The sequence below is a fragment of the Blautia sp. OM06-15AC genome (assembly GCF_003481425.1).
GTDB lineage: Bacteria > Bacillota > Clostridia > Lachnospirales > Lachnospiraceae > Fusicatenibacter > Fusicatenibacter saccharivorans.
Genome location: NZ_QULD01000003.1, coordinates 289,550 through 308,912, shown reverse-complemented (window position 1 = coordinate 308,912; position 19,363 = coordinate 289,550). Strand labels below are relative to the sequence as shown.

The 19,363-nt window shown below is 40.3% G+C and carries 23 protein-coding genes, 1 pseudogene and 1 riboswitch; of the genes and pseudogenes, 17 read left to right on the top strand and 7 right to left on the bottom strand.

The annotated features are described in order from the left end of the window. Positions 1-18: 18 nt before the first annotated feature. On the bottom strand, positions 19-2,217 hold the full coding sequence (locus DXB83_RS06730) for a tetratricopeptide repeat protein (RefSeq protein WP_118697375.1): 2,199 nt from the start codon (positions 2,215-2,217) through the stop codon (positions 19-21). A 250-nt stretch (positions 2,218-2,467) separates the two neighbouring features. Between DXB83_RS06730 and DXB83_RS17010 the strand changes: the two genes are divergently transcribed. Further along, positions 2,468-2,602, top strand: coding sequence for a hypothetical protein (locus DXB83_RS17010; protein WP_270422568.1), 135 nt, complete (start codon positions 2,468-2,470; stop codon positions 2,600-2,602). Positions 2,603-2,649: 47 nt separating this feature from the next. On the opposite strand, the gene DXB83_RS06725 is transcribed toward DXB83_RS17010, so the two are convergent. Then, entirely contained in the window at positions 2,650-3,258 is a 609-nt protein-coding gene (locus DXB83_RS06725; protein ID WP_118697374.1) for a GNAT family acetyltransferase, read from the bottom strand. Then, positions 3,251-3,436, bottom strand: a complete 186-nt coding sequence (locus DXB83_RS16870; RefSeq protein ID WP_014080774.1) for a hypothetical protein — start codon at positions 3,434-3,436, stop codon at positions 3,251-3,253. The genes DXB83_RS06725 and DXB83_RS16870 overlap by 8 nt, the downstream gene beginning before the upstream one ends. A 337-nt stretch (positions 3,437-3,773) precedes the next feature. On the opposite strand from DXB83_RS16870, the gene DXB83_RS06715 reads away from it, so the two are divergent. The 16 genes and pseudogenes from DXB83_RS06715 (at position 3,774) to DXB83_RS06640 (ending at position 14,290) form a co-directional block, all read left to right on the top strand. Then, the gene (locus DXB83_RS06715; protein ID WP_243037613.1) at positions 3,774-5,528 is read left to right on the top strand and encodes a recombinase family protein; all 1,755 of its coding nucleotides are present in this window, start codon (positions 3,774-3,776) and stop codon (positions 5,526-5,528) included. A 122-nt stretch (positions 5,529-5,650) separates the two neighbouring features. After that, positions 5,651-5,971 (top strand): SymE family type I addiction module toxin, encoded by a 321-nt coding sequence (locus DXB83_RS06710; protein ID WP_117509302.1) that lies wholly within the window; start codon positions 5,651-5,653, stop codon positions 5,969-5,971. A gap of 14 nt (positions 5,972-5,985) precedes the next feature. Continuing rightward, on the top strand, positions 5,986-6,771 hold the full coding sequence (locus tag DXB83_RS06705) for a ParA family protein (RefSeq protein ID WP_118697373.1): 786 nt from the start codon (positions 5,986-5,988) through the stop codon (positions 6,769-6,771). Continuing rightward, positions 6,701-7,108 carry a ParB N-terminal domain-containing protein gene (locus DXB83_RS06700; RefSeq protein ID WP_334295287.1) on the top strand — a complete coding sequence of 136 codons (408 nt, stop codon included), beginning with the start codon at positions 6,701-6,703 and terminating at the stop codon, positions 7,106-7,108. The genes DXB83_RS06705 and DXB83_RS06700 overlap by 71 nt, the downstream gene beginning before the upstream one ends. Before the next feature lie 10 nt (positions 7,109-7,118). After that, positions 7,119-7,340, top strand: coding sequence for a hypothetical protein (locus DXB83_RS06695; RefSeq protein WP_147343095.1), 222 nt, complete (start codon positions 7,119-7,121; stop codon positions 7,338-7,340). Positions 7,341-7,422: 82 nt separating this feature from the next. Next, positions 7,423-7,611 (top strand): hypothetical protein, encoded by a 189-nt coding sequence (locus DXB83_RS06690; RefSeq protein ID WP_117509428.1) that lies wholly within the window; start codon positions 7,423-7,425, stop codon positions 7,609-7,611. Positions 7,612-7,760: 149 nt separating this feature from the next. Next, positions 7,761-8,771, top strand: a complete 1,011-nt coding sequence (locus DXB83_RS06685; protein ID WP_117509301.1) for a helix-turn-helix domain-containing protein — start codon at positions 7,761-7,763, stop codon at positions 8,769-8,771. Between the two features lie 158 nt (positions 8,772-8,929). Continuing rightward, on the top strand, positions 8,930-9,367 hold the full coding sequence (locus DXB83_RS06680; protein WP_004853467.1) for a radical SAM mobile pair system MarR family transcriptional regulator: 438 nt from the start codon (positions 8,930-8,932) through the stop codon (positions 9,365-9,367). Next, positions 9,364-10,053: a radical SAM mobile pair protein A gene (locus tag DXB83_RS06675; protein WP_117509300.1), complete on the top strand. Its 690-nt coding sequence runs from the start codon at positions 9,364-9,366 to the stop codon at positions 10,051-10,053. The genes DXB83_RS06680 and DXB83_RS06675 overlap by 4 nt, the downstream gene beginning before the upstream one ends. Continuing rightward, positions 10,041-10,949 carry a radical SAM mobile pair protein B gene (locus DXB83_RS06670; protein WP_055228656.1) on the top strand — a complete coding sequence of 303 codons (909 nt, stop codon included), beginning with the start codon at positions 10,041-10,043 and terminating at the stop codon, positions 10,947-10,949. Before DXB83_RS06675 ends, DXB83_RS06670 begins: the two co-directional genes overlap by 13 nt. A 44-nt stretch (positions 10,950-10,993) precedes the next feature. Beyond that, entirely contained in the window at positions 10,994-11,368 is a 375-nt protein-coding gene (locus DXB83_RS06665; RefSeq protein ID WP_118697372.1) for a hypothetical protein, read from the top strand. Positions 11,369-11,442: 74 nt separating this feature from the next. Next, a pseudogene (locus tag DXB83_RS06660) lies at positions 11,443-12,785 on the top strand (hypothetical protein). Then, entirely contained in the window at positions 12,785-13,123 is a 339-nt protein-coding gene (locus DXB83_RS06655; RefSeq protein WP_330426805.1) for a hypothetical protein, read from the top strand. Before DXB83_RS06660 ends, DXB83_RS06655 begins: the two are co-directional and overlap by 1 nt. Then, the gene (locus tag DXB83_RS06650) at positions 13,120-13,536 is read left to right on the top strand and encodes a phage holin family protein (protein ID WP_118697371.1); all 417 of its coding nucleotides are present in this window, start codon (positions 13,120-13,122) and stop codon (positions 13,534-13,536) included. The genes DXB83_RS06655 and DXB83_RS06650 overlap by 4 nt, the downstream gene beginning before the upstream one ends. Positions 13,537-13,540: 4 nt before the next feature. Further along, positions 13,541-13,693, top strand: coding sequence for a hypothetical protein (locus tag DXB83_RS06645; RefSeq protein WP_330378155.1), 153 nt, complete (start codon positions 13,541-13,543; stop codon positions 13,691-13,693). Between the two features lie 279 nt (positions 13,694-13,972). After that, positions 13,973-14,290 carry a helix-turn-helix domain-containing protein gene (locus tag DXB83_RS06640; RefSeq protein WP_118697370.1) on the top strand — a complete coding sequence of 106 codons (318 nt, stop codon included), beginning with the start codon at positions 13,973-13,975 and terminating at the stop codon, positions 14,288-14,290. A 135-nt stretch (positions 14,291-14,425) separates the two neighbouring features. Further along, positions 14,426-14,501, top strand: a riboswitch (cyclic di-GMP riboswitch). A gap of 216 nt (positions 14,502-14,717) precedes the next feature. Here the strand turns inward: DXB83_RS06640 and DXB83_RS06635 are convergent. The 4 genes from DXB83_RS06635 to DXB83_RS06615 form a co-directional block, all read right to left on the bottom strand. After that, on the bottom strand, positions 14,718-15,905 hold the full coding sequence (locus DXB83_RS06635; protein WP_117865373.1) for a site-specific integrase: 1,188 nt from the start codon (positions 15,903-15,905) through the stop codon (positions 14,718-14,720). Between the two features lie 78 nt (positions 15,906-15,983). Beyond that, on the bottom strand, positions 15,984-16,184 hold the full coding sequence (locus DXB83_RS06630) for an excisionase (protein WP_055065933.1): 201 nt from the start codon (positions 16,182-16,184) through the stop codon (positions 15,984-15,986). A gap of 1,266 nt (positions 16,185-17,450) precedes the next feature. Further along, on the bottom strand, positions 17,451-17,975 hold the full coding sequence (locus DXB83_RS06620) for a DUF5104 domain-containing protein (RefSeq protein WP_055065934.1): 525 nt from the start codon (positions 17,973-17,975) through the stop codon (positions 17,451-17,453). A gap of 107 nt (positions 17,976-18,082) precedes the next feature. Next, positions 18,083-19,306 (bottom strand): XRE family transcriptional regulator, encoded by a 1,224-nt coding sequence (locus DXB83_RS06615; RefSeq protein WP_117459757.1) that lies wholly within the window; start codon positions 19,304-19,306, stop codon positions 18,083-18,085. Between the last annotated feature and the right edge of the window lie 57 nt (positions 19,307-19,363).

Here is a 19,363-nt window from a genome sequence, read left to right as displayed (position 1 = left end):
GCCCGCCGTAAATTGTACTTATTTTGTTAAAAGACCGGATAGAGTTTTTCCAATGGAAAATCCAATCTGTGGATATAACTCCTGAATCTCCAGATATTTTGCTTCAATCATTTCAGGCTCATCAGCCCAGATCTTTTCATATATTTTGAAAGCTTTTTTAAAATGTGTTTTGGCGTGTGAAAGATTGGCGGTCATCAGATAAATGGTTGCAAGGGTTTCCTGTACTTTGGCATAATCCAGACATTCATCGGAATGGTATTCCTTGATGATGCCGGATAATTTTTGCAATTCGGAGATCCCTCTTTCGGGTTCCTGCTGTTCTGTCAGGAACATTGCATAATTGGCAATCTGAGGTATGCTGTCATTTATATGAAGCAGGTTAAATTGGTCAAGCAGTGAGATACTTTTTTCCATGTGTTCTCTTGCGAGATCGGGATGACCGTTCATGCGGTAAAGTCCACCGAGATTGGCATGAAGGTTGGAAACAAGGCGAGCATTGTCAGCAGTGATATTTTCTATCTGGGCAAGTGCATCTTCTTCCAGTAATAACGCCCGGTCAGAGTAGGTGCCAATGCTTTTTGTCTTTAACAGCACCTTCAGTTCCTGAATGATTCCCTTCATACCTTTGTGATAGTTATAGTTATCCATGTATGGAAATGCATTTTCCAGAAAAAGCAGATACTTTGGCATATCATCTTTTTCAATTAATTCTATGATATTTCCGATTGTTTGAAATAGCTTTTTATAATAATCTACTTCCATTCCATGCATTAAACATATGTGCTGTAAAGAATCCAGCAACGTGTGACAACTACTTACAGATGGTTTTGTCTCTGAAAGGGTGATTTCCTGAATCATCGGATGCAGAGAGATAGTGCGACGTGTTGTTGTCTGAACGAAACCAGTCTCAATTAAATCGTTGATTTCATTTAGTGTGGACAGTTCCAGCCATTTGGCAAATATACGGGCAGAAATACCGGTGGAAGGAAGAAAGCACATATTACACATGATATCCTGCTGTTTAAGAGATAAAGTGTATAAAGAAAACAGCGTATGGATATGGCTATAATAGGTGGCTTTGCTGCTTTGTCCATCTTTGATTATTTTAATTTTATCTTCGTTATGGAAAGATGCTTTTTCCACCTGAAGTCTTGTTAATAACTGGTCTGGAGTCGAGATTCCATTTCCCAGAAGTTTTGCTGCCAGTTCCACGGCAAAAGTATGAGGGTGAACAGTTTCGATGATCTTTTCAACTGTTGTCCGGTACGTGTCTGCCTCTGAATAAAATGCTGATGCCAGCTGGAAGAGAGCGTTCATGTCCTCTATTTCTTTTAATGGCAGAGTACAGTATTCATCCAGTTTGCTTCTGGTTGTAAACAAAATCTGGAAGCGATATTTTAATACTACTGACAGAAAGCTGTCCTGTGTGGCAGTGACATTAAAATTATCTATGATAAGCAGAGTATCAGATTTCAGGGAACGCAGGAAACGGTTATGTCTTTGAAACCGTTCCTGTTCCGTGCTTTCCGGAAGATCGTCAATAAAATCCATGTCAGTAATATCCTGATGAAGATTGCCGGTATATTCTACATAAAGGATATTGGTGTATTGCTTTATGTACCGCTTTGCGTAGGCTTTGGCAAGTTCACTTTTTCCGATTCCGGCGATTCCGCAAAGAAAAACATGACGGTTTTCCTCAAGCATGGTATATAATTCTTCCAGTTCTTTATCTCTTCCGATAAAATGACGGCATGGTTTCGGAACCTCACTGTCCATAATATAATCCAGCACAATGGGGGATAAAGCGCCTCCGGCGAGCAGCTTCTGATTTTTGGTATTACGTTTGATGAATTGGCGTTCCATGCCAAAAGAAATCAGTTTTGCAAGAAACAGCAGTCTTGAACTGGCTGGTTTATATAAGGGAGTCAGATTTTTCTTTTTCGCATCTGAGATGCTGTCATCCTGAATGAATAAAGTGTAAATATCTTGTATAGCCATATTACAGTCAGACATCAGTGGAAGAAGATTCTGGTGGATGGTATGGGCTAACTTTTCCTGATTGGATGGCTTGGAATAGTAAGCGGATATTTTAGGACTGATTTTAGCCTGACCAGTCATCCAGCGGCAAACCAGACCGTTATCCATTGAAAAATCCTGATTTGCCGGATCATCCATAAAATCTTCAAATAATTCGTATAAAAAATCAGGCTGACTCATTTGATTACTTTCGCTGATATGATTTTTTAAGCAAGTGCTAATAGAAGAAAAATCGCATCGATTCAATAGAAATTCCCCTTTCGTAGTTAAGATTGAGTATATCTATCATAGCACGAACATGCATTCGATTCAAGAAAATGAGGATATTTTTAAAGTGATTGTGTCAATTTACAATCAATTTCTATTCAATGTGGTTTTTCGGCAGGTTCTGTAAAATAAGCTCAGATCAAAACAATGACGGGAGGAGCTTATGCAACAGAATATTGAATTTGAGCGGTGCATTGATTTTCTGGTACGGATGATTGATAAGTACGGCGCTGAAGTCCTCCGGGAGTTGGAGGAAGAAAAACAGAATAAGCAAGAAAAAGAAGCGGCAGTTTTCTGAAATACAAAATGTAAATCATACTGTCGCTTTTTTCGTGTATTTTTAAATCAAATAAATTTTAAAAGCTGATGCAGAGTGTGTGGCTCATTATTCTGGGAAGCGGTAATACGAGTATCAAATGGCTTGAAATGATTCTGTGTATAAAAGCTCAGAAGAAATTCATTATCTTCGCATTCAAGAAACTCCATAACGCCGCCTACGGAATATTTGAGACTGGATATGGTTTCCAGTGCAAATCCCAGTAGAATATTTCCAGGGATTCGTTTATTCTTTGGAAGAGAATAGTTCTTTCCCAACTGGGCAATCAGGTAAGCTGCGGTAGTATAGGATTGTGTTTCTTCATCCAAAATACTGACACGGGACAGCTTTTTTGCCATTGTCTTGCTGATATTTGAAGCACGGACAGAGATTGGTTTTACTGTAAGTGAAAAATAACCAACCAGTGAAGCATCTTCAGCATCAAATACCAGATAAGTGATAGATTGATCTTTTTTGGTAAACTCAATCGCATTATGTAATAAAAAGTATTCCACATCGGGATTTTTGGGACAAGAAAAATCGGAGAGTAAGTCGTAAAGACTTTCCTCTCCGATATATGTCGGTTCGTCTTTATCCAAATATGCCCGAATATTAACGGTAAAATATTTATCAGACATGTTTTTTCTTCCTTTTTGACATTAAAGCTAAGATTTCCTGTGGGTTCGTTAACTGACGTCCGGGAAGTGTCTGCTTTGGTGTGCGGTCACGGTCGGCTTCGTCAATTGCTGCGACAAAACGCTTTACGCTATTTGGATTGGATACGACAAAATTATGAGTAATACTTGAAGTAGCCATACTAACACCTCCTCTTTTTTGGCTTTTTTGTGTATTTATAGTATATGCAATGTGTGATAAAAACACAATATCGAAAACAAAAATAATTTCTAAATAATTTTCAAGCCGGACATTTATTAGACGCTTCCGGTAAGCGAACAATATTTTCGAGCCAATCATTTATAAGTCGCCAATGGTGGGCGGGCAATATTTTGATAACAGAAATGCTCTGTATCTAACTTAATTATACGATTGGCGAAGAAATGCGTCAATACGGAGAATAAGTATTGAAAATAGTTGGAACAAGTACTAAAATAAGGTTGGGACAATAAAACAGAGTTATACTGCGAGGAAGATTATGAAGAATAAAAAGATTAAATGCGATATATATACCAGAGTATCCACAACCATGCAGGTAGATGGCTACAGTCTGGATGCTCAGAAAGAAAAACTCAAGAGATATGCGGAATTTCAGAACATGGAAATCGTAAATGAGTATTCCGATGAAGGTAAGCCTGGAAAAAGCGTAGAGGGCAGACCGGAATTTCAGAGAATGTTGGATAATATTGAGAATGGAACAGATGAGGTGCAGTTTGTACTGGTGTTCAAGCTTTCCAGATTTGGTCGTAATGCGGCAGATGTATTAAACTCTTTGCAGAGGATGCAGGATTTTGGAGTGAATCTGATCTGTGTAGAAGATGGAATTGACAGCTCAAAAGATAGTGGAAAGCTGATGATTTCTGTTCTGTCTGCGGTGGCAGAGATCGAACGAGAGAATATCCTTGTTCAGACAATGGAAGGACGTAAGCAGAAAGCCAGGGAAGGAAAATGGAATGGTGGATTTGCTCAGTATGGTTATGAATTAGTAAATGGAGAATTGCAGATTGCAGAGGACGAAGCAGAGATTATTCGTCTGATCTATGACAAATTTATTCATACCAATATGGGAATCTCTGCGATTGCTGCATGGCTGAACCAGCATGGATACAAAAAGAAAAAACGACAGAATAATACACTGGACGCATTTGCCGCTTCATTTATAAAGGGCGTTCTGGATAATCCGGTATACTGTGGAAAGCTGGCTTATGGACGAAGGAAAAACGAGAAAGTTTCTGGTACAAGAAATGAATACCGCATTGTAAAGCAGGAAAATTATATGCTGCACGATGGTATCCATGAAGGGATTGTTTCAGAAACAGACTGGGAGCTGGCACATCAAAAACGGGAAAAAACAGGTGTGAAATATGAAAAGACACATAGTCTCGAGCATGAGCATATTTTATCCGGAATATTGAGATGCCCGTTATGTGGAAGCGGTATGTATGGGAATGTGAACCGAAAGAAAAAGAAAGACGGAACCTTATATAAGGATTATTTCTATTATGCCTGCAAACATCGTCGCCTGGTAGACGGTCATAAATGTGGATATCGTAAACAATGGAGCGAAGAGAAGATTAACAATGCAGTAGAAGAAGTTATCCGGAAACTGGTGAAGAATCCGAAATTTGAAGAAGCAATTCTGAATAAAATTGGTTCAAGAATAGATACAGAAGAAATAGAAAAAGAGATTGAAAGACTGGAAAAACAGTACAGGCAGCTGACCGGAGCAAAAGCAAGACTTGGACAGCAGATGGATAGCCTGGACATCATGGATAAATTTTATGAAAAGAAATATCAGGATATGGAGACAAGGTTATACCGTCTGTATGATGAAATTGAAGGCGTGGAGAACAGTATAGAAGAAGTCAAGAACCGCCTGCTGAATATTCAGCAACAGAAAATATCAGAAGAAAACGTCTATCAATTTCTTTTATATTTTGATAAACTATATGATAAGTTCACCGACCTGGAGAAGAAAGAATTTCTTAACAGTTTTGTAGAACAGGTGGACATTTACGAGCAGGAGCAGCCAGATGGCAGATTCCTGAAGCACATAAAGTTCCGCTTCCCGGTGTATTTTGGAGACAGGGAAATACAGGAACTTTGTTGGGACAACGAAAGTACCGTTGAAACTGTGTGCCTCTTGAGCAACCGAAAACCAGATACCACGGTAAAACTCAGCGTGGATATGGATGATTACTATCGTATTAAAGATGGTAAAGAGCCTAAATAAAATCGAATAATACACTGAATTAAAGCAGGATAGAAGCTGTTGATGCGTTAGAAGATAACGTGTCAGCGGCTTTTTCTTTTTATCTGAAAATCTATTAGTCAAATCTGAAAGGAGTCAATTCTATGGCAAAGAAAAATGTAAGGAATATGAAGGTTTGTGGACAGAGCGGTTATAAATATGAGACAGTTCCGGCAATTACATTAAAAGGAAAGTGGCTGGAAGAACTGGGATTTCATCTTGGGGATTATGTGCAGGTGAAATGTGAAAATGGTCAGCTGATTATCACGCCGGATGTGGATAAAGCACAAGAGCAGGAAGCGAAGACCGCATTTATGGATGAGGAGATTAAGAAACTGATAATCAGATACCAGAATGAAAAAGAAGAAATTACTGCAAAATATGTGGCAGAGCAGAGTGCAGGCTGTTATGGAAAGAAAGCATGAGAGGGGGAGAATGTATGGCAAGGATTATAATGTGTGGATCATTTAAAGGGGGAGTTGGCAAAACTGCCAGCTCCTGGAATTTGGCGTATTCACTGGCTGAGATGGGAAAAAGGGTTCTGGCTGTTGATTTTGACAGCCAGGCAAATCTGACAACCTGCTTCGGAGTAGAAGATCCTGCGGCTGTGCCGGTGACGATTGGACATCTGATGATGAATCGGCTGGAAGATGAGAAAATGCCGGATCCGTCAGAGTTTATACAGAGTAGAAATGGTGTGGACTTTATTCCATCATCCATGATGCTTTCAGCAGTGGACAGTAAGCTGCGGATGGAGATGGGTTCAGAGAAGATGCTGACTGGTATTCTGGAGCCGCTGAGAGGGCTGTATGACTATATTATTGTAGACACCTGTCCATCGCTCGGAACATTGACGATTAACGCATTGACGGCGGCTGATGAGGTGATTATTGCCGTCAATCCGCAGCTTTTGGCAATGATGGGATTGCAGGATTTTATCCGGACAGTGAAGAAAGTCAGAAGCAGACTGAATGACCGCCTGCAGATTGCAGGGATCCTGCTGACTATGTGTGATGCCAGAACAAATCTCTGTAAGGTAATCACAGAACAGCTGACGGATACTTTTGATGGACAGATCCGGATTTTTAAGAGTATCATACCAAACACAGTAAAGGTGGGAGAATCAATTTATTACAGTGAGCCGCTTCTGGAGTATGCACCGGAGAATAAGGCTTGTAAAGCATACCGGAATCTGGCAGAGGAGGTGGTTGGGGATGAAAGCTAATGCACCAAAAAGAAAAGTATTTCAGGACGCACTGGATCTTCTTGCTGAGGATCCGGTGAAGAATACGCCAGTGCCTGTGAACGGGATTGTTTCTATTCCGGTTGAGGAAATACATTCGTTTCATGATCATCCGTTCCGGCTGTATGAGGGAGAACGCCTGGAAGATATGGTACAGAGCATCAGGGAGTATGGTGTGCTGAATCCGGTGATTGTGAGGAAAGCTGCAAGGGGCTATGAGATGCTTGCAGGGCATAACAGAACCAATGCGGCAAAGATATCAGGATTGACAGAGATACCTGCGATTCAGTATTTATCAGGTTTTGCCGAAGCTGATTGAATTGTGGGGGATGAACATCAGGACGGATGTGGAGGCTAAAAAACTTCATGCAACAGACCGTGAAATGACAACTCCCCTGTTTCTTCTCCGGTGTGTGCAGCTGGGGATTTCCATCCGGGATCTGGATCTGCTGACTATCGGGATGGTGAATGATATGTTTGTGGAAAGCAGGAACGATGAGTATAAGGGATGGAGACAGGTTGCCACGCAGGAGGATTTTGACAGGTTCTGATCTGATGAAATGTGGTGACAGGATGTTTCAGAAAGGGTATAATGGGTTTATCAAAGTCGGGATTTGGAGGAGATTCTTATTTATGAAAAAAGGAATAAATAAATCAATCTTATTTTATATTGCATCAGTTCTGTTTCTCGTAGCCTCAGCTATAGACTTTACGAGTGGAAATGAAAATTCTATGGCTATAGTATGGTTATGTCTTGGTTCTTCGTTTCTTTGCTTGGGTTCGACTCATAAGAAAAAGGAAAACAATACAGATGATAAATAATTTCCTGCTTGTATTGCTGGAAAATCGGGATTCATAGAGTCCTTTTGTGATTTGCAACTGCTGGTTGACAGATTTACAGCCTGAAATGGTGGAATGCAAACAGCAAAACTGTTATATTTAGCTCATAAAATCTGCAAAAGGAGGAAAAAATGATTTTAGCTGATAAGATTACAGAGGAAAGAAAAAAGAATGGATGGTCACAGGAAGAACTAGCCAATCAGTTGGGCGTATCCAGACAGGCAGTATCTAAGTGGGAAAGTGCAGGAGCTGTTCCAGATTTGCAAAGAATTTTACAGATGTCGGAGCTTTTTGGTGTTAGTACAGATTACCTATTAAAAGATGAAATGAAAGCAGAAAATATCACCTATCACGAAAGTACTGAAAGCTATGCAGAACCGTTGAAAAAAGTAACTATGGAGAATGCAAATGAATTTCTTGACATGAAAAGAAATGGATCCAAAGTAGTGGCAAACGCAACAAGTATGTGTATCTTAAGTCCAATATTATTGATTGTTCTTGTGACAATGGCAGAAGATAGCGTATTTCATGTTTCGGAATCTCTGGCAACAGTATTTGGATGTGTTTTTTTGCTTGGAATGGTTGCGGCAGCCGTCTTTTTGTTTATTACATATGGAATGAGTGAATCACATATGGAACATTTTGAAAAAGAATGCTTTGAAACAGAGTATGGTGTATCTGGAATGGTACGAGAAAAAAAAGATTCCTATGAACCAATTTTTATCAGAGGAACGGCTGTTGGGGTAGTGCTTTGTATACTGGCAGTGATTCCGACAATTATTGCCGAATCTATGGAAGCGTCCGACTATTACTGCGGTCTTTCCGTTGGATTACTGCTATTCATACTTGCAATAGGAGTGAATCTGTTGGTTCGTGTTGGGATGGTAAAAAGCAGTTACGATACCCTTCTTCAGGAAGGGGAATATACAAAAGAAGAAAAACTGTTTAAGAAAAAGACTGACACGTTTTCTGGTGTATATTGGTGCTTGACTACAGCGATTTACCTTGCATGGAGCTTCTGGACGATGAGCTGGGATATTACATGGATTGTATGGCCGGTTGCAGGTGTTTTGTTTGCAGCATTGCTTGGTGTGGCGAAAATGGTGTTAAAGAGTGGCAGTGAAACTCAGCACTATATTTAAGATGGAGTTAAGTTTATTTTCCGCATATTATACTCATCCAGAAATTCAAGTTTGGAGAATTGAAAAAAACGGAATTTATCTATTAAGACATATAAACTCTTGACAATAAAGCTCCTATATAGTATGTTTTTAATAAACTACTATATAGGAGCTTTTGTATGGAAATGAATGGAGGATTTCTTGTCACCAAAATAAAACAGCTTGGAGACCGGATTTTTGAGAAGATTCTCAGTGAAAAGAATATTGATGCGTTTAATGGAGCCCAGGGACGTATTCTTTATGTGCTGTGGCAGGAGGATGGTATCTCAATCAGGTCACTCTCGACTAAATGCGGATTAGCGATAACATCTCTTACTACGATGCTGGAAAGAATGGAAAATCAAGGGCTGATAAGCCGTGTTCAGTCTGAAACGGACAAAAGGAAAACACTCCTGTTTCTGACTGAGAAAGCACATGCCTTAAAGGGCGAGTACGATTCTGTATCTGATGAGATGGGCAGTATTTACTACAAAGGTTTTTCAGAGGAAGAAATTACCCGGTTTGAGGAATGTCTCGACCGCATCAGAAAGAATCTTGAGGAGTGGCAGAAGTCATGAGTATTTGTATCAAAGATCAGATTCAGAACATGAATATCGTCATTGGCTGCACAGTGGGGTGTACATATTGCTATGCCCGCAACAACGTGAAACGCTGGCATATGATTGATGACTTCGCTGACCCTGAATTCTTTCCGGGTAAGCTCAAGATGATGGAAAAGAAACGTCCGCAGAACTTTCTTCTTACTGGGATGAGCGATCTCTCCGGATGGAAGCCGGAATGGAGAGACGAGGTATTTGCAAAGATCCGTGAAAATCCACAGCATCAGTTCCTGTTCCTTACCAAGCGACCTGATCTGCTGGATTTTGATACCGATCTGGAAAATGCATGGTTTGGCGTTACGGTGACGAGGAAAGCCGAACTGTGGCGTATCGACGCCCTTCGGAAAAACATCAGAGCAAAGCATTACCATGTTAGCTTTGAACCGTTATTCGACGATCCCGGTACAGTTGACCTTTCCAGAATCAACTGGATCGTTGTCGGCACTATGACCGGGGCTCAGAGCAGGAAGATTCATACGGAGCCGGAATGGGCATGGTCTCTGACGGATCAGGCACACGCACTCGGCATTCCGGTGTTTATGAAGGAAGACCTTGTCCCTATCATAGGGGATGAAAATATGATTCAGGAAATGCCGGAAGAATTTAATAAAGTGTTAGAGGTACAGAAATCATGGAAGAAGTAATAAATGGAATCCTCATTCGTGAGGTGGAAACAAAGAACATCATGACTAAGTCTAGTCTGCCGGTAGGCGGTTACTCGGTCAATCCCTATGTGGGCTGTACACATGCCTGCAAGTATTGCTATGCTTCTTTTATGAAGCGCTTTACCGGGCACAAGGAGGAATGGGGCACTTTCCTTGATGTGAAGCATTGGCCGGAAATTAAAAATCCGAAGAAATATGCCGGACAGCGGGTGGTCATCGGTTCTGTGACAGATGGCTACAATCCACAGGAGGAGCAATTCGGGAATACCAGAAAACTTCTGGAGCAGCTGATCGGCAGTGACGCAGATATTCTGATCTGCACAAAGTCGGATCTTGTGGTACGGGATATTGATCTGCTGAAGAAGCTTGGACATGTAACCGTTTCATGGTCGATCAACACACTAGATGAAAATTTCAAGAACGATATGGATTCTGCTTCGAGCATTGAGCGCCGTATCTCTGCTATGAAGCAGGTATATGAAGCAGGTATCCGTACAGTCTGTTTCGTATCCCCGGTATTCCCCAGTATCACGGATTTTGAAGCAATCTTTGAGCGGGTAAAGGATCAGTGCGATCTGTTCTGGCTCGAAAATCTCAATCTTCGAGGCGGTTTCAAAAAGACAATTATGGATTATATCGCCGGAAAATATCCTGATCTTGTACCACTTTACGACGAGATCTATAACAAGCATAACCGCAGCTACTTTGAAGCACTTGAAGTAAAAGCTGAGAAAATGGCTAAGAAGTATGATTGTGCCTTTGTGGATAATGAAATGCCTTATGGCAGAGTCCCGCAGGGACATCCGGTGATCGTAGATTATTTCTATCATGAGGAAATCCGTGGGACAGAGAATACCGGAAAAAGAAATCGCTAACTTCAAGTTTGCAGGGAAGGTGGCTATCATGGAGATGAAGAGAAATGGATGAGAGGAAAGCGTATTGGTTTGAACAGCCATATATGCCGCAGATGAAAAATATTGCGGTGGCTCCTGTCATTCTGGAAGATGGAAGACTGTCCTTCTGTGTTCCAGGGGATGATGGTTCTCCGTGGTCCGGGGTGTGGAACCTGACTGGAAAGGTTGTTTTGGACGGGGATGATTATTTTGAGTTCCAGTGTGATGATGAAGTGATGCACAGACGGGGTGGAACATATAAATTTCATGCTTTGGATGTTGATACATTCAGCAGGGAAACGTGTCAGTGGATATCACAGGGAAAAGAGATTGCAGACTGCTGTAAAACAACAGAAGAACTGCATGAATGGTACCTGAAACATTGGACTTATAACAGATAGAATGATTATATTTACGAAGGCATCGGTCACCTGGTTGGCTGGTGCTTTTTTCGTGGGGAAATGGAGGTGGCGGGATGTATCCGGTATCGGATGGGTTTCTGAGAGCTGTGAAGAGCAATACAAGAAAATATTACTGGACGGGTACGATCGTTACCAGAGGCGGAATGACGTATGAGTTCGGGGCGAAGGAGATTGTGAAGGGTTCCGGGTATATTTCCAGGCAGTGCTGTGGAAGCACGGAAATTGAACTGGGGACGGTGTATGCGGCGGAGATGGGGATCACGCTTCTGAGTGACATTGACAGGTATACGCTGGAGGATGCTCAGGTGACGCTGGTGTTTCATCTGGTGCTGGCGGATGATTCGGTGGAAGATGTGCCGATGGGAGTTTTTGAGGTCAGTGAGGCGAACCGTCTGGCAAAGTGCCTGGAACTGAAAGCCTATGATTTTATGCTGCGGTTTGATAAGAGTTTCAACGGGTTTGAGACTGTGGGGACTGCTTATGATTTTATTGCTTTGTGCTGTAAGCGGTGTAAAGTGGAGTTTGCGAATAAGAGGGCGGAGATTGATGCCATGCCGAATGGCGGGGTGACGCTTTCTGTTTATACTGAAAATGATATTGAGACCTGCCGGGATGTGCTGTTTTATGTGGCACAGGTTCTGGGAGGTTTCTTTATTATTAACAGGGAGGGAAAGCTGGAACTGAGAAAGTACGGGAAGGATCCTGTGATGAAGGTGGAGCAGAGACACCGGTTTTCTTCCAGCTTTTCGGATTTTATTACCAGATACACGGCAGTGAGTTCCACCAACAAGCAGACGCAGATTGCAGAGTATTATGCTCTGGATCCGGGGGATGTGCTGACATTTGCGGGAGGACAGGCGGATGAGGGATGGATCACCTGTATTACTTCTATCAGGCAGAAGATCGGGGGAAAGCAGAGCCTGAAATGTGTGGGAAAGAATCCGAGGCTGGCTCAGGCGAAGTCAAGGAATGACAAGAATATTTCGGGACTGCTGAACCAGATTGAAGACAATGCGAAGACTGGGAAGATCGGGATCCATACGTTTACCAATGTTTGCCGCTGTATTATCCCATTGAGAAGATCGTTGCCAATTATACGAATACATTCAATGTGTATCTCTGGATGGAGTATGGCAGCGGTACGGTTGATGTGGGAGACTGCATTGCTTCTGTCAGCGGACAGGCAATGGCGGCTGGGGAAGCCTGGGACGGAAAGCTTGAGGTGGAGGATTATACCACGAGATTTGCCATTGGCGGAGGACTGGATGTGAATGGTTTCCGGGAATCGCTGTCCATGCAGATGAAGGAGACGGTGAACAGAGGATTTGAAGTGTATTTTGCTGAGAGAGCGGGAATCAGCGGTTTCTGCAGGCCGGTAGAAATGGAGGGTGTGTGATGAAGTTGAAAGGTGAAATGGTCATTGAACTGACCGATACGAATACGGATGCGGTGGAGAAAGTTCAGGAGACGAACATGATCACGGAGGCAGTGAATAACATTCTGGGGCTGAATCCCATGGGGATTTATCTGAAAGCCAGCGGGGAGTATGACAATTCTGTTCTGTGGAACGGGACGCTGCTTCCCATCTGCCCGAAAATGATCGGCGGGATCCTGCTGTTTCCGGCAGTGCTGGAAGAAAAGGCGGATCATATTTACGAGCAGGGGAAGAACCTGCTTACGGCAGTTCTCAGAAATGGGGGCTGCTTTTTTCATGGGAGGAGGATTCTGGCATGAAGGAATTTTGGAACTTTATTCAGATGGTTTTTATGGCTGTAGGCGGATGGCTGGGCTGGTTTATGGGAGGCTGTGACGGGCTTCTGTATGCCCTGATCGCTTTTGTGGTGATCGATTACCTGACCGGGGTGATGTGTGCTTTTGCGGACCATACGCTTTCCAGTGAGGTGGGATTCCGGGGGATCTGCAGGAAGGTGCTGATCTTTTTGCTGGTGGGAATGGCGAACATTCTGGATGTGGCTGTGATCGGGAACGGATCCGTGCTGAGGGCAGCGGTGATCTTTTTCTATATTTCCAATGAGGGTGTGAGTCTGCTGGAGAATGCAGGGCATCTGGGGCTGCCGATTCCGCAGAAGGTGAAAGAGGTGCTGGAACAGCTGCATGACAGAAGTGAAAAGGGGGATGGGGAATGAGCTGGTGAAAAGTAGCAACAAAAAGAGTGTGGAAACTGTAGCAAAGGAAGTCATTGCCGGAAAGTGGGGGAAAGGCGGGGACAGAAAGAAGAGACTGCAGGCTGCGGGATATGATTATGGGGCAGTGCAGAGAAAAGTGAATGAGTTGATGAGATAGTAGGAAGCCTGCTGTTGTCTGTGGAGAAATCTGCGGATGATGGCAGGCTTATTTTTTTGTTTGAGGTTTCAAACTTTTATGTGACAAACATAACTGTCTGTGCTATTATAAAAACGATATAAGCGAAAATGACTTTTGCGGAAACGAAAGTATCTTTGTATTTTTTTATCCGTATACTTCCTATAATGGGAATGAATACTTGCAAAGTTGATTACTAATATTTTTTCATTATTACAGGTACGATAAGAACATGTAATAGCGGAAATGAGGTATAGTTACTTGAAGATAGAGAAGTATATTGCGGATAAAATAACATCTTTGTGTGAAAAGCGTGATATCAGTAAATATAGATTATCGCAGCTGTCGGGAATTTCCCAGTCATCACTGGGAAGAATCATGGCGCAGGAAAACCTGCCGTCGCTGATTACACTTGAAAAAATATGTGCAGCTTTGGGCGTGACATTATCACAGTTTTTTCAGGAAGGCAATTCAGAGAATCTGACAGAAAAACAGAAAGAAGTTTTAAGGATATGGAACAATCTGAGTACAAATGAGCAGGAAACAGTAATGTCAATGCTGCGTGGACTTCGGACGTAGGAGAACAGTTCGAGTATATGTATCGGCTGTTCTTCTTTTGTTTTTAGGCGTTAAAACGGTAATGTTTTTCTTGTACATAGTCGAGCATTAGAGTATAATAAAACCAGTTTTTTTTCATATGTTTAAAAGCTATAATAAGAAAAACGGCAAAACAGATGAAAGTCTGCGACGCAAAGCTATAGGGCCTGTAAAATGGTAGCCAGTTGCCACGTTAAAGATGCATTGTCTGCAATGACAATGCTTTTTTCATTTTTGGAGATTAAACATAAAATAAATTTCTAATTATCTTTTCATAAGTTCTTATAACACCGATATATCCCTATTTTACAGGCTTTATCGGTGTTTTCTTTTTGGCAGATACTTCTTATAACCACTCATAAATCTGCATATCTTGTCTTTTTATCGTAGTAAATTTCGTAGTAAATTACTAGGCTATCAGACTTCGCATTTCCATGTTTGCTCCTGTCTGTGAAGCATGGGCGTACAGGTTCAGCGTTATCATTATGCTGGAATGTCCCATAATGTATTGCAGGTTCTTTGGGTTCATGTTTTTCTGTGCTAATCGTGTACAAAACGTATGTCTTAATATATGCGGGGTTATCTTCGGTAAGGGTTCATCATGGTACTTATTGTATTTCTTTACTATATTTCTCAATGTAGAAGTATAGTAACAAGCTGTCATAGGCATACCTTTCTGATTAAGAAACAGGAAATTGCGGTAACCGTCAATTACAATCCCTTTTCCAGTTTTTTTGCGTTTCAACACTCTTTGAAATGCTTTTCCTGCTTCTTCGCTCATAGGAACTTTTCGTATGCCACACTTTGTTTTTGGCGTTTCTATATAATATCCCTCTTGATTGCGTAATAACTGGTGGTTGATATTGAGTGTATGATTTTCAAAATCTAAGTCCTGTACAGTAAGTCCACACAATTCAGATATTCGTAAGCCTGTTTTTAACAGTATCAGCACATCATCATAATATTTCTGATACACCGTATCATACTGGAGAAAGGACAGCAGTTTTTCTTCCTGTTCCTCACTCAATGCCTGTCTGCTTTCGCTGTCATCATCAATAACCTCGCTTAACTGAAAATCAAAAGGGTTCTTCCTTACATAATCGTCCTCGATTGCCATATAGAAAGAAGCCTTTAAGGAACGCTTATAGTTACTAATGGTTTTGAAGCCGTAGCCCTTTTCTTTCATTCTGACCGCCCATTCTTTTGCGTCTGACGGTTTAATGCTGTCTATGCTTCGTGAACCCAGCTTGTCCTGTTTCAATGCGTCCATGAGATATTTTCGCCCTGCTAGTGTATTCTTCTTGACATTGATTCTCTGTGCCGTCTTTTTGGCATATAGTTCACACAATGTCATTTTCTTTCCTTTGGTGTCTATTCCGTCCTCTAAATCACGCTGTATCTCCCGTTCCTTTTCCCTAAGAGATAAATCATCACGCTTTCCTTTCGGTACTCTGTCCGTAGCCACCAGTTTCCATGAATACACAACCTTTGTTTCGCCTGCACGATTAACATATTTATACATATATCTGCCGTCTGCCCTTTGGCTCTCTCCAGTCCTTAAAATGCGACCTTTGTTATCCCGTCTTTTTTCTGACATCTTTCAAAACTCCTTTCAAAACTGAAAGAGCCTTGTTACGACATATAAGTATCATATCATGCACAAAGCTCTTTTGCATTAGATTTCTTCCAATTTATCAATCATATGTTCAAATTTCTTTTTCTTAATCAGCATACGGTTTCCGTTCATCACAACACACTCGTCTTTATATTCACTTGCAATACGGCGGAGTTTGTTCTCTCCGATACGGAAATAACTGGACGCTTCCTCAATCGTCATAAGGTAGCGTTCCCATAATGGTGTATTTAAATCATACATAAAACTGCACCTCCTTTCTTTTTTGATTTTTAAACAGTCTGACGGCTTTTATCATAGCCCACAGGAGTTCCACCTCTGCATAGTTCTTATGTAGCCGTACCCATTGCGTGCGACGCTCTGAACGCTCAAGCTGTGGCTGTACGGGAGTATCATTATCAGACAGGACAGGTCATGGCGATAAAAGAGGATAAATCTTTTACATGGACGCTGACAGTTTCCGCTCGCTTTAAAGGGAAAAGGTCATGGCGTATCAGCTCCAACGGCTCGCTGTCTGTCTAATGTATCAGACTGCTTTATTCAGTTGTCAAAGAACACGAAAGAAGAAAATCATCTCTCCTATATACCGCGTTGGAAAAGAGAGGAAATGTAACCAAAATTCAAACATTTTTTCTTTTTTCACTACTATCTGTATAGCAAACGTCCATTTGTTAAGCTGGTGATGAAAAAAGATTATTTTTCTTTTCACACCCTAACTACCCAAACCATACTGTTACTGCCAACAATAGAATGAAATATTTTCTTCACTCCATATCAGGACAGAATAGCGTTATTTGTATCACATTTCTTAAACTTTTTTCTTTCTACGCCATATAGGGAACGGAAACCTTAAATTGTTAAGTTGAGGATAAAATAATTTTCTCTTTCCGCATCAACACTCAACAGCTAATGCCTGTTTGAATACAAATCAAGAAATAAAGTGTGATTTCCTCTTTCTGCATAATACTGTCCGCTTAACTCGATTTTCCGACATTTTTTTCAAAACTTTTTTCGTCTTTCACTTCATATAGGGACAGCAAGCCAAAATTTAATGACCTATTTTCAAAAAAAGTTTAGATTTCCTCAACTTCACTCCAAATAAGGAATAGAAACCTTGTTTTGTTGCAGATTTTTCAAAATAATTTCAATTTCTTTTTAATCTTCGTGTCTGTACACCGAGTAAAAATTTTATGACCCCATTTCAAAAATAGTTAGATTTCCTTTTCTCGCACCATATCTGTACGCAAGTAGCTGTTTTGTTGCAGATTTCTGTAAAAAATTTGTTTTTCTTCTTTTAATAAACATAGGGAATGAAAAAAGCTCTTTGTTGACTAAATCTGAAAATTTCCATTGCATTAAAAAATACCGTTATTCTTTCTTTTAAATAACGGTATCTCTATTTATAACTCATTAAAACAGATTAAACTAAATGGCTAAAAAACAAAAAGTAGGAGGAAGTATGTGTCACAACTTTGTTTTGGTTTATCTTTCAAACATATCATTCTATGTTTATTCCCGCACGACAAATATTCCGTTTTCTGATGTATCCCACATAAAGTTTTCCCTGTTTACAGTTTGTTCAGTCGCAATTTCAATTTTGGATAGTCCTATATCTGAGGGAACATCATCAGCTTTATAGACCATATAAAAATTCAAATAATATTCATTTTTAGAAGTTGATATATGATACATTCCGTCTAATTCAATTCGTTTATTTCCATTATTATTTTCACTAGATGATGCACAATCACCAGAATATTCTTGTATATCTCCATCAATAAATTCGAAGAAAGAAGAAATTTGTTTATTTATATCCTCTATGTCTTTTTTACTGTTTTGTGAAAACAATTTTTCAAATTCTTTTACATTGCCTTCATTGTATAAATCTATAATTTGTTTCATCATATTATCTGATATTTCTTGTTCCGATTTAAACCAATTAGACATATACTCATTTCTATTTGAGCCAACATTCGTACACCCACAGAAACTTAACATCAATATCATACAAAAAATAAATATTATTTGTTTCATATTATTTATACCTCATTTAATACTTAAATATTTTATATCTATATAACCTATATTTACATTGTAGCATTTAGCTTTAAACTTGTCTTTAACTTTCTCCATAAAATAAATTATTGCTTTTCTAAAACATCGTCATTCTCTTGTGGAATAGCGGTATCTATTCGTTCTTCTATGGTTGATTTTTCTAATTGTAATAAGTGTTTATGCTTGTCTTTAAGTTCTGCCTGTTCAATCATATCTTTTAGTATCGTTGTATGATTTTCTCTGTCTAATGCCTGTACCATTTTTATGGTTGGTGCAACCTGTCTTTGTAACCAATGCAACGCTTTTTGTAAAGTATAAGGTTCTGGCTTTGTAGTTAAGCGTATCGGTTCTCTGTTTTCCCCTACAAACCATGCCCAATCATCATTTGTTTTCCATTGATTTTTTGGCTTGTCGTCCTCTCTGTCAACAAAGCGGACATAATGATTGATGATAGAAAAAGCAGTGCGTTCAGCGTCCCGATAAGTCAGTAAATCTACAACCGCATAATAGGCTCGTTCATTCTTCATGCGTATTTCAAAGCGGTTCTTAATCTCCGTATCTTCAACTTCTATGCTATTCTTGACATACTGCTCATAATTTTTCTGATAAGCACACATATATAATTCACTGCTTGTTGAACCGAGATATAAGGTTTCTCCTGTATTCTTTGGTAAATCGCTACCACATTTTTCCGTACCGCTGTAATCTTTCTGCATACGAAAGTAGGAGATACATTCGCCAGCCTTGTATTTTTCCTTTAACTTTGGAATATCCAATATTCCTGCTTTATCATTGATTGCCAAGTCAAGCCGTTTCATCTTACCACCTGCCGTTAAACAATCAAGCATGAAGTCATACCATGAGCGTTCCTGTGCCAATAGATAACTTTCCATTTGACGACAGCCTCTGCCTTTCAGTTCCAATAAAACACCTAAATGCTCTTGCATGGAACACATGACATTGATGTCGCCTAAAACATATTTGCTTTCATATCCGTATTTTCCATAATCTTCATAAAGCATATAATCGGGTTTTAGTTGTAATACATCACGGATAATCGCCAATGCGTCCGTAGTAGGAAAGCGAACACGGAAGTAATCAATCAACAGGAATAGTGGTTCTTGTGGATTGAAACGCTCAATCTGTTTTTCTATGACTCCTTTTAATTCGTCATTCAATGGCTGTTTCCCTTTTTCAATGCGGTTGTAATATTCACGGCTGATACCACAAGCAACAGCAAGCCTTGTTTGTGTTACTCCGTATTCCTCACGCTTTTGTCTTAATTCTTCAATAAAGTTTTTATCATTCATTCTTTAATTCCTCCAATCAAAAAAGGCAACTACCATTTACTGATAATTGCCTATCAT

What these genes read in the sequence shown, in the direction of transcription:
- DXB83_RS16870 (WP_014080774.1), bottom strand. Translation starts at nt 3,436, where the DNA reads ATGGCTACTTCAAGTATTACTCATAATTTTGTCGTATCCAATCCAAAT.
- DXB83_RS06705 (WP_118697373.1), top strand. Translation starts at nt 5,986, where the DNA reads ATGGCAAGGATTATAATGTGTGGATCATTTAAAGGGGGAGTTGGCAAA.
- DXB83_RS06630 (WP_055065933.1), bottom strand. Translation starts at nt 16,184, where the DNA reads ATGTATGATTTAAATACACCATTATGGGAACGCTACCTTATGACGATT.
- DXB83_RS06655 (WP_330426805.1), top strand. Translation starts at nt 12,785, where the DNA reads ATGAAGTTGAAAGGTGAAATGGTCATTGAACTGACCGATACGAATACG.
- DXB83_RS06675 (WP_117509300.1), top strand. Translation starts at nt 9,364, where the DNA reads ATGAGTATTTGTATCAAAGATCAGATTCAGAACATGAATATCGTCATT.
- DXB83_RS06695 (WP_147343095.1), top strand. Translation starts at nt 7,119, where the DNA reads ATGAACATCAGGACGGATGTGGAGGCTAAAAAACTTCATGCAACAGAC.
- DXB83_RS06715 (WP_243037613.1), top strand. Translation starts at nt 3,774, where the DNA reads ATGAAGAATAAAAAGATTAAATGCGATATATATACCAGAGTATCCACA.
- DXB83_RS06700 (WP_334295287.1), top strand. Translation starts at nt 6,701, where the DNA reads ATGCACCGGAGAATAAGGCTTGTAAAGCATACCGGAATCTGGCAGAGG.
- DXB83_RS06725 (WP_118697374.1), bottom strand. Translation starts at nt 3,258, where the DNA reads ATGTCTGATAAATATTTTACCGTTAATATTCGGGCATATTTGGATAAA.
- DXB83_RS06730 (WP_118697375.1), bottom strand. Translation starts at nt 2,217, where the DNA reads ATGAGTCAGCCTGATTTTTTATACGAATTATTTGAAGATTTTATGGAT.
- DXB83_RS06670 (WP_055228656.1), top strand. Translation starts at nt 10,041, where the DNA reads ATGGAAGAAGTAATAAATGGAATCCTCATTCGTGAGGTGGAAACAAAG.
- DXB83_RS06650 (WP_118697371.1), top strand. Translation starts at nt 13,120, where the DNA reads ATGAAGGAATTTTGGAACTTTATTCAGATGGTTTTTATGGCTGTAGGC.
- DXB83_RS06615 (WP_117459757.1), bottom strand. Translation starts at nt 19,306, where the DNA reads ATGAATGATAAAAACTTTATTGAAGAATTAAGACAAAAGCGTGAGGAA.
- DXB83_RS06710 (WP_117509302.1), top strand. Translation starts at nt 5,651, where the DNA reads ATGGCAAAGAAAAATGTAAGGAATATGAAGGTTTGTGGACAGAGCGGT.
- DXB83_RS06665 (WP_118697372.1), top strand. Translation starts at nt 10,994, where the DNA reads ATGGATGAGAGGAAAGCGTATTGGTTTGAACAGCCATATATGCCGCAG.
- DXB83_RS06690 (WP_117509428.1), top strand. Translation starts at nt 7,423, where the DNA reads ATGAAAAAAGGAATAAATAAATCAATCTTATTTTATATTGCATCAGTT.
- DXB83_RS17010 (WP_270422568.1), top strand. Translation starts at nt 2,468, where the DNA reads ATGCAACAGAATATTGAATTTGAGCGGTGCATTGATTTTCTGGTACGG.
- DXB83_RS06635 (WP_117865373.1), bottom strand. Translation starts at nt 15,905, where the DNA reads ATGTCAGAAAAAAGACGGGATAACAAAGGTCGCATTTTAAGGACTGGA.
- DXB83_RS06620 (WP_055065934.1), bottom strand. Translation starts at nt 17,975, where the DNA reads ATGAAACAAATAATATTTATTTTTTGTATGATATTGATGTTAAGTTTC.
- DXB83_RS06685 (WP_117509301.1), top strand. Translation starts at nt 7,761, where the DNA reads ATGATTTTAGCTGATAAGATTACAGAGGAAAGAAAAAAGAATGGATGG.
- DXB83_RS06680 (WP_004853467.1), top strand. Translation starts at nt 8,930, where the DNA reads ATGGAAATGAATGGAGGATTTCTTGTCACCAAAATAAAACAGCTTGGA.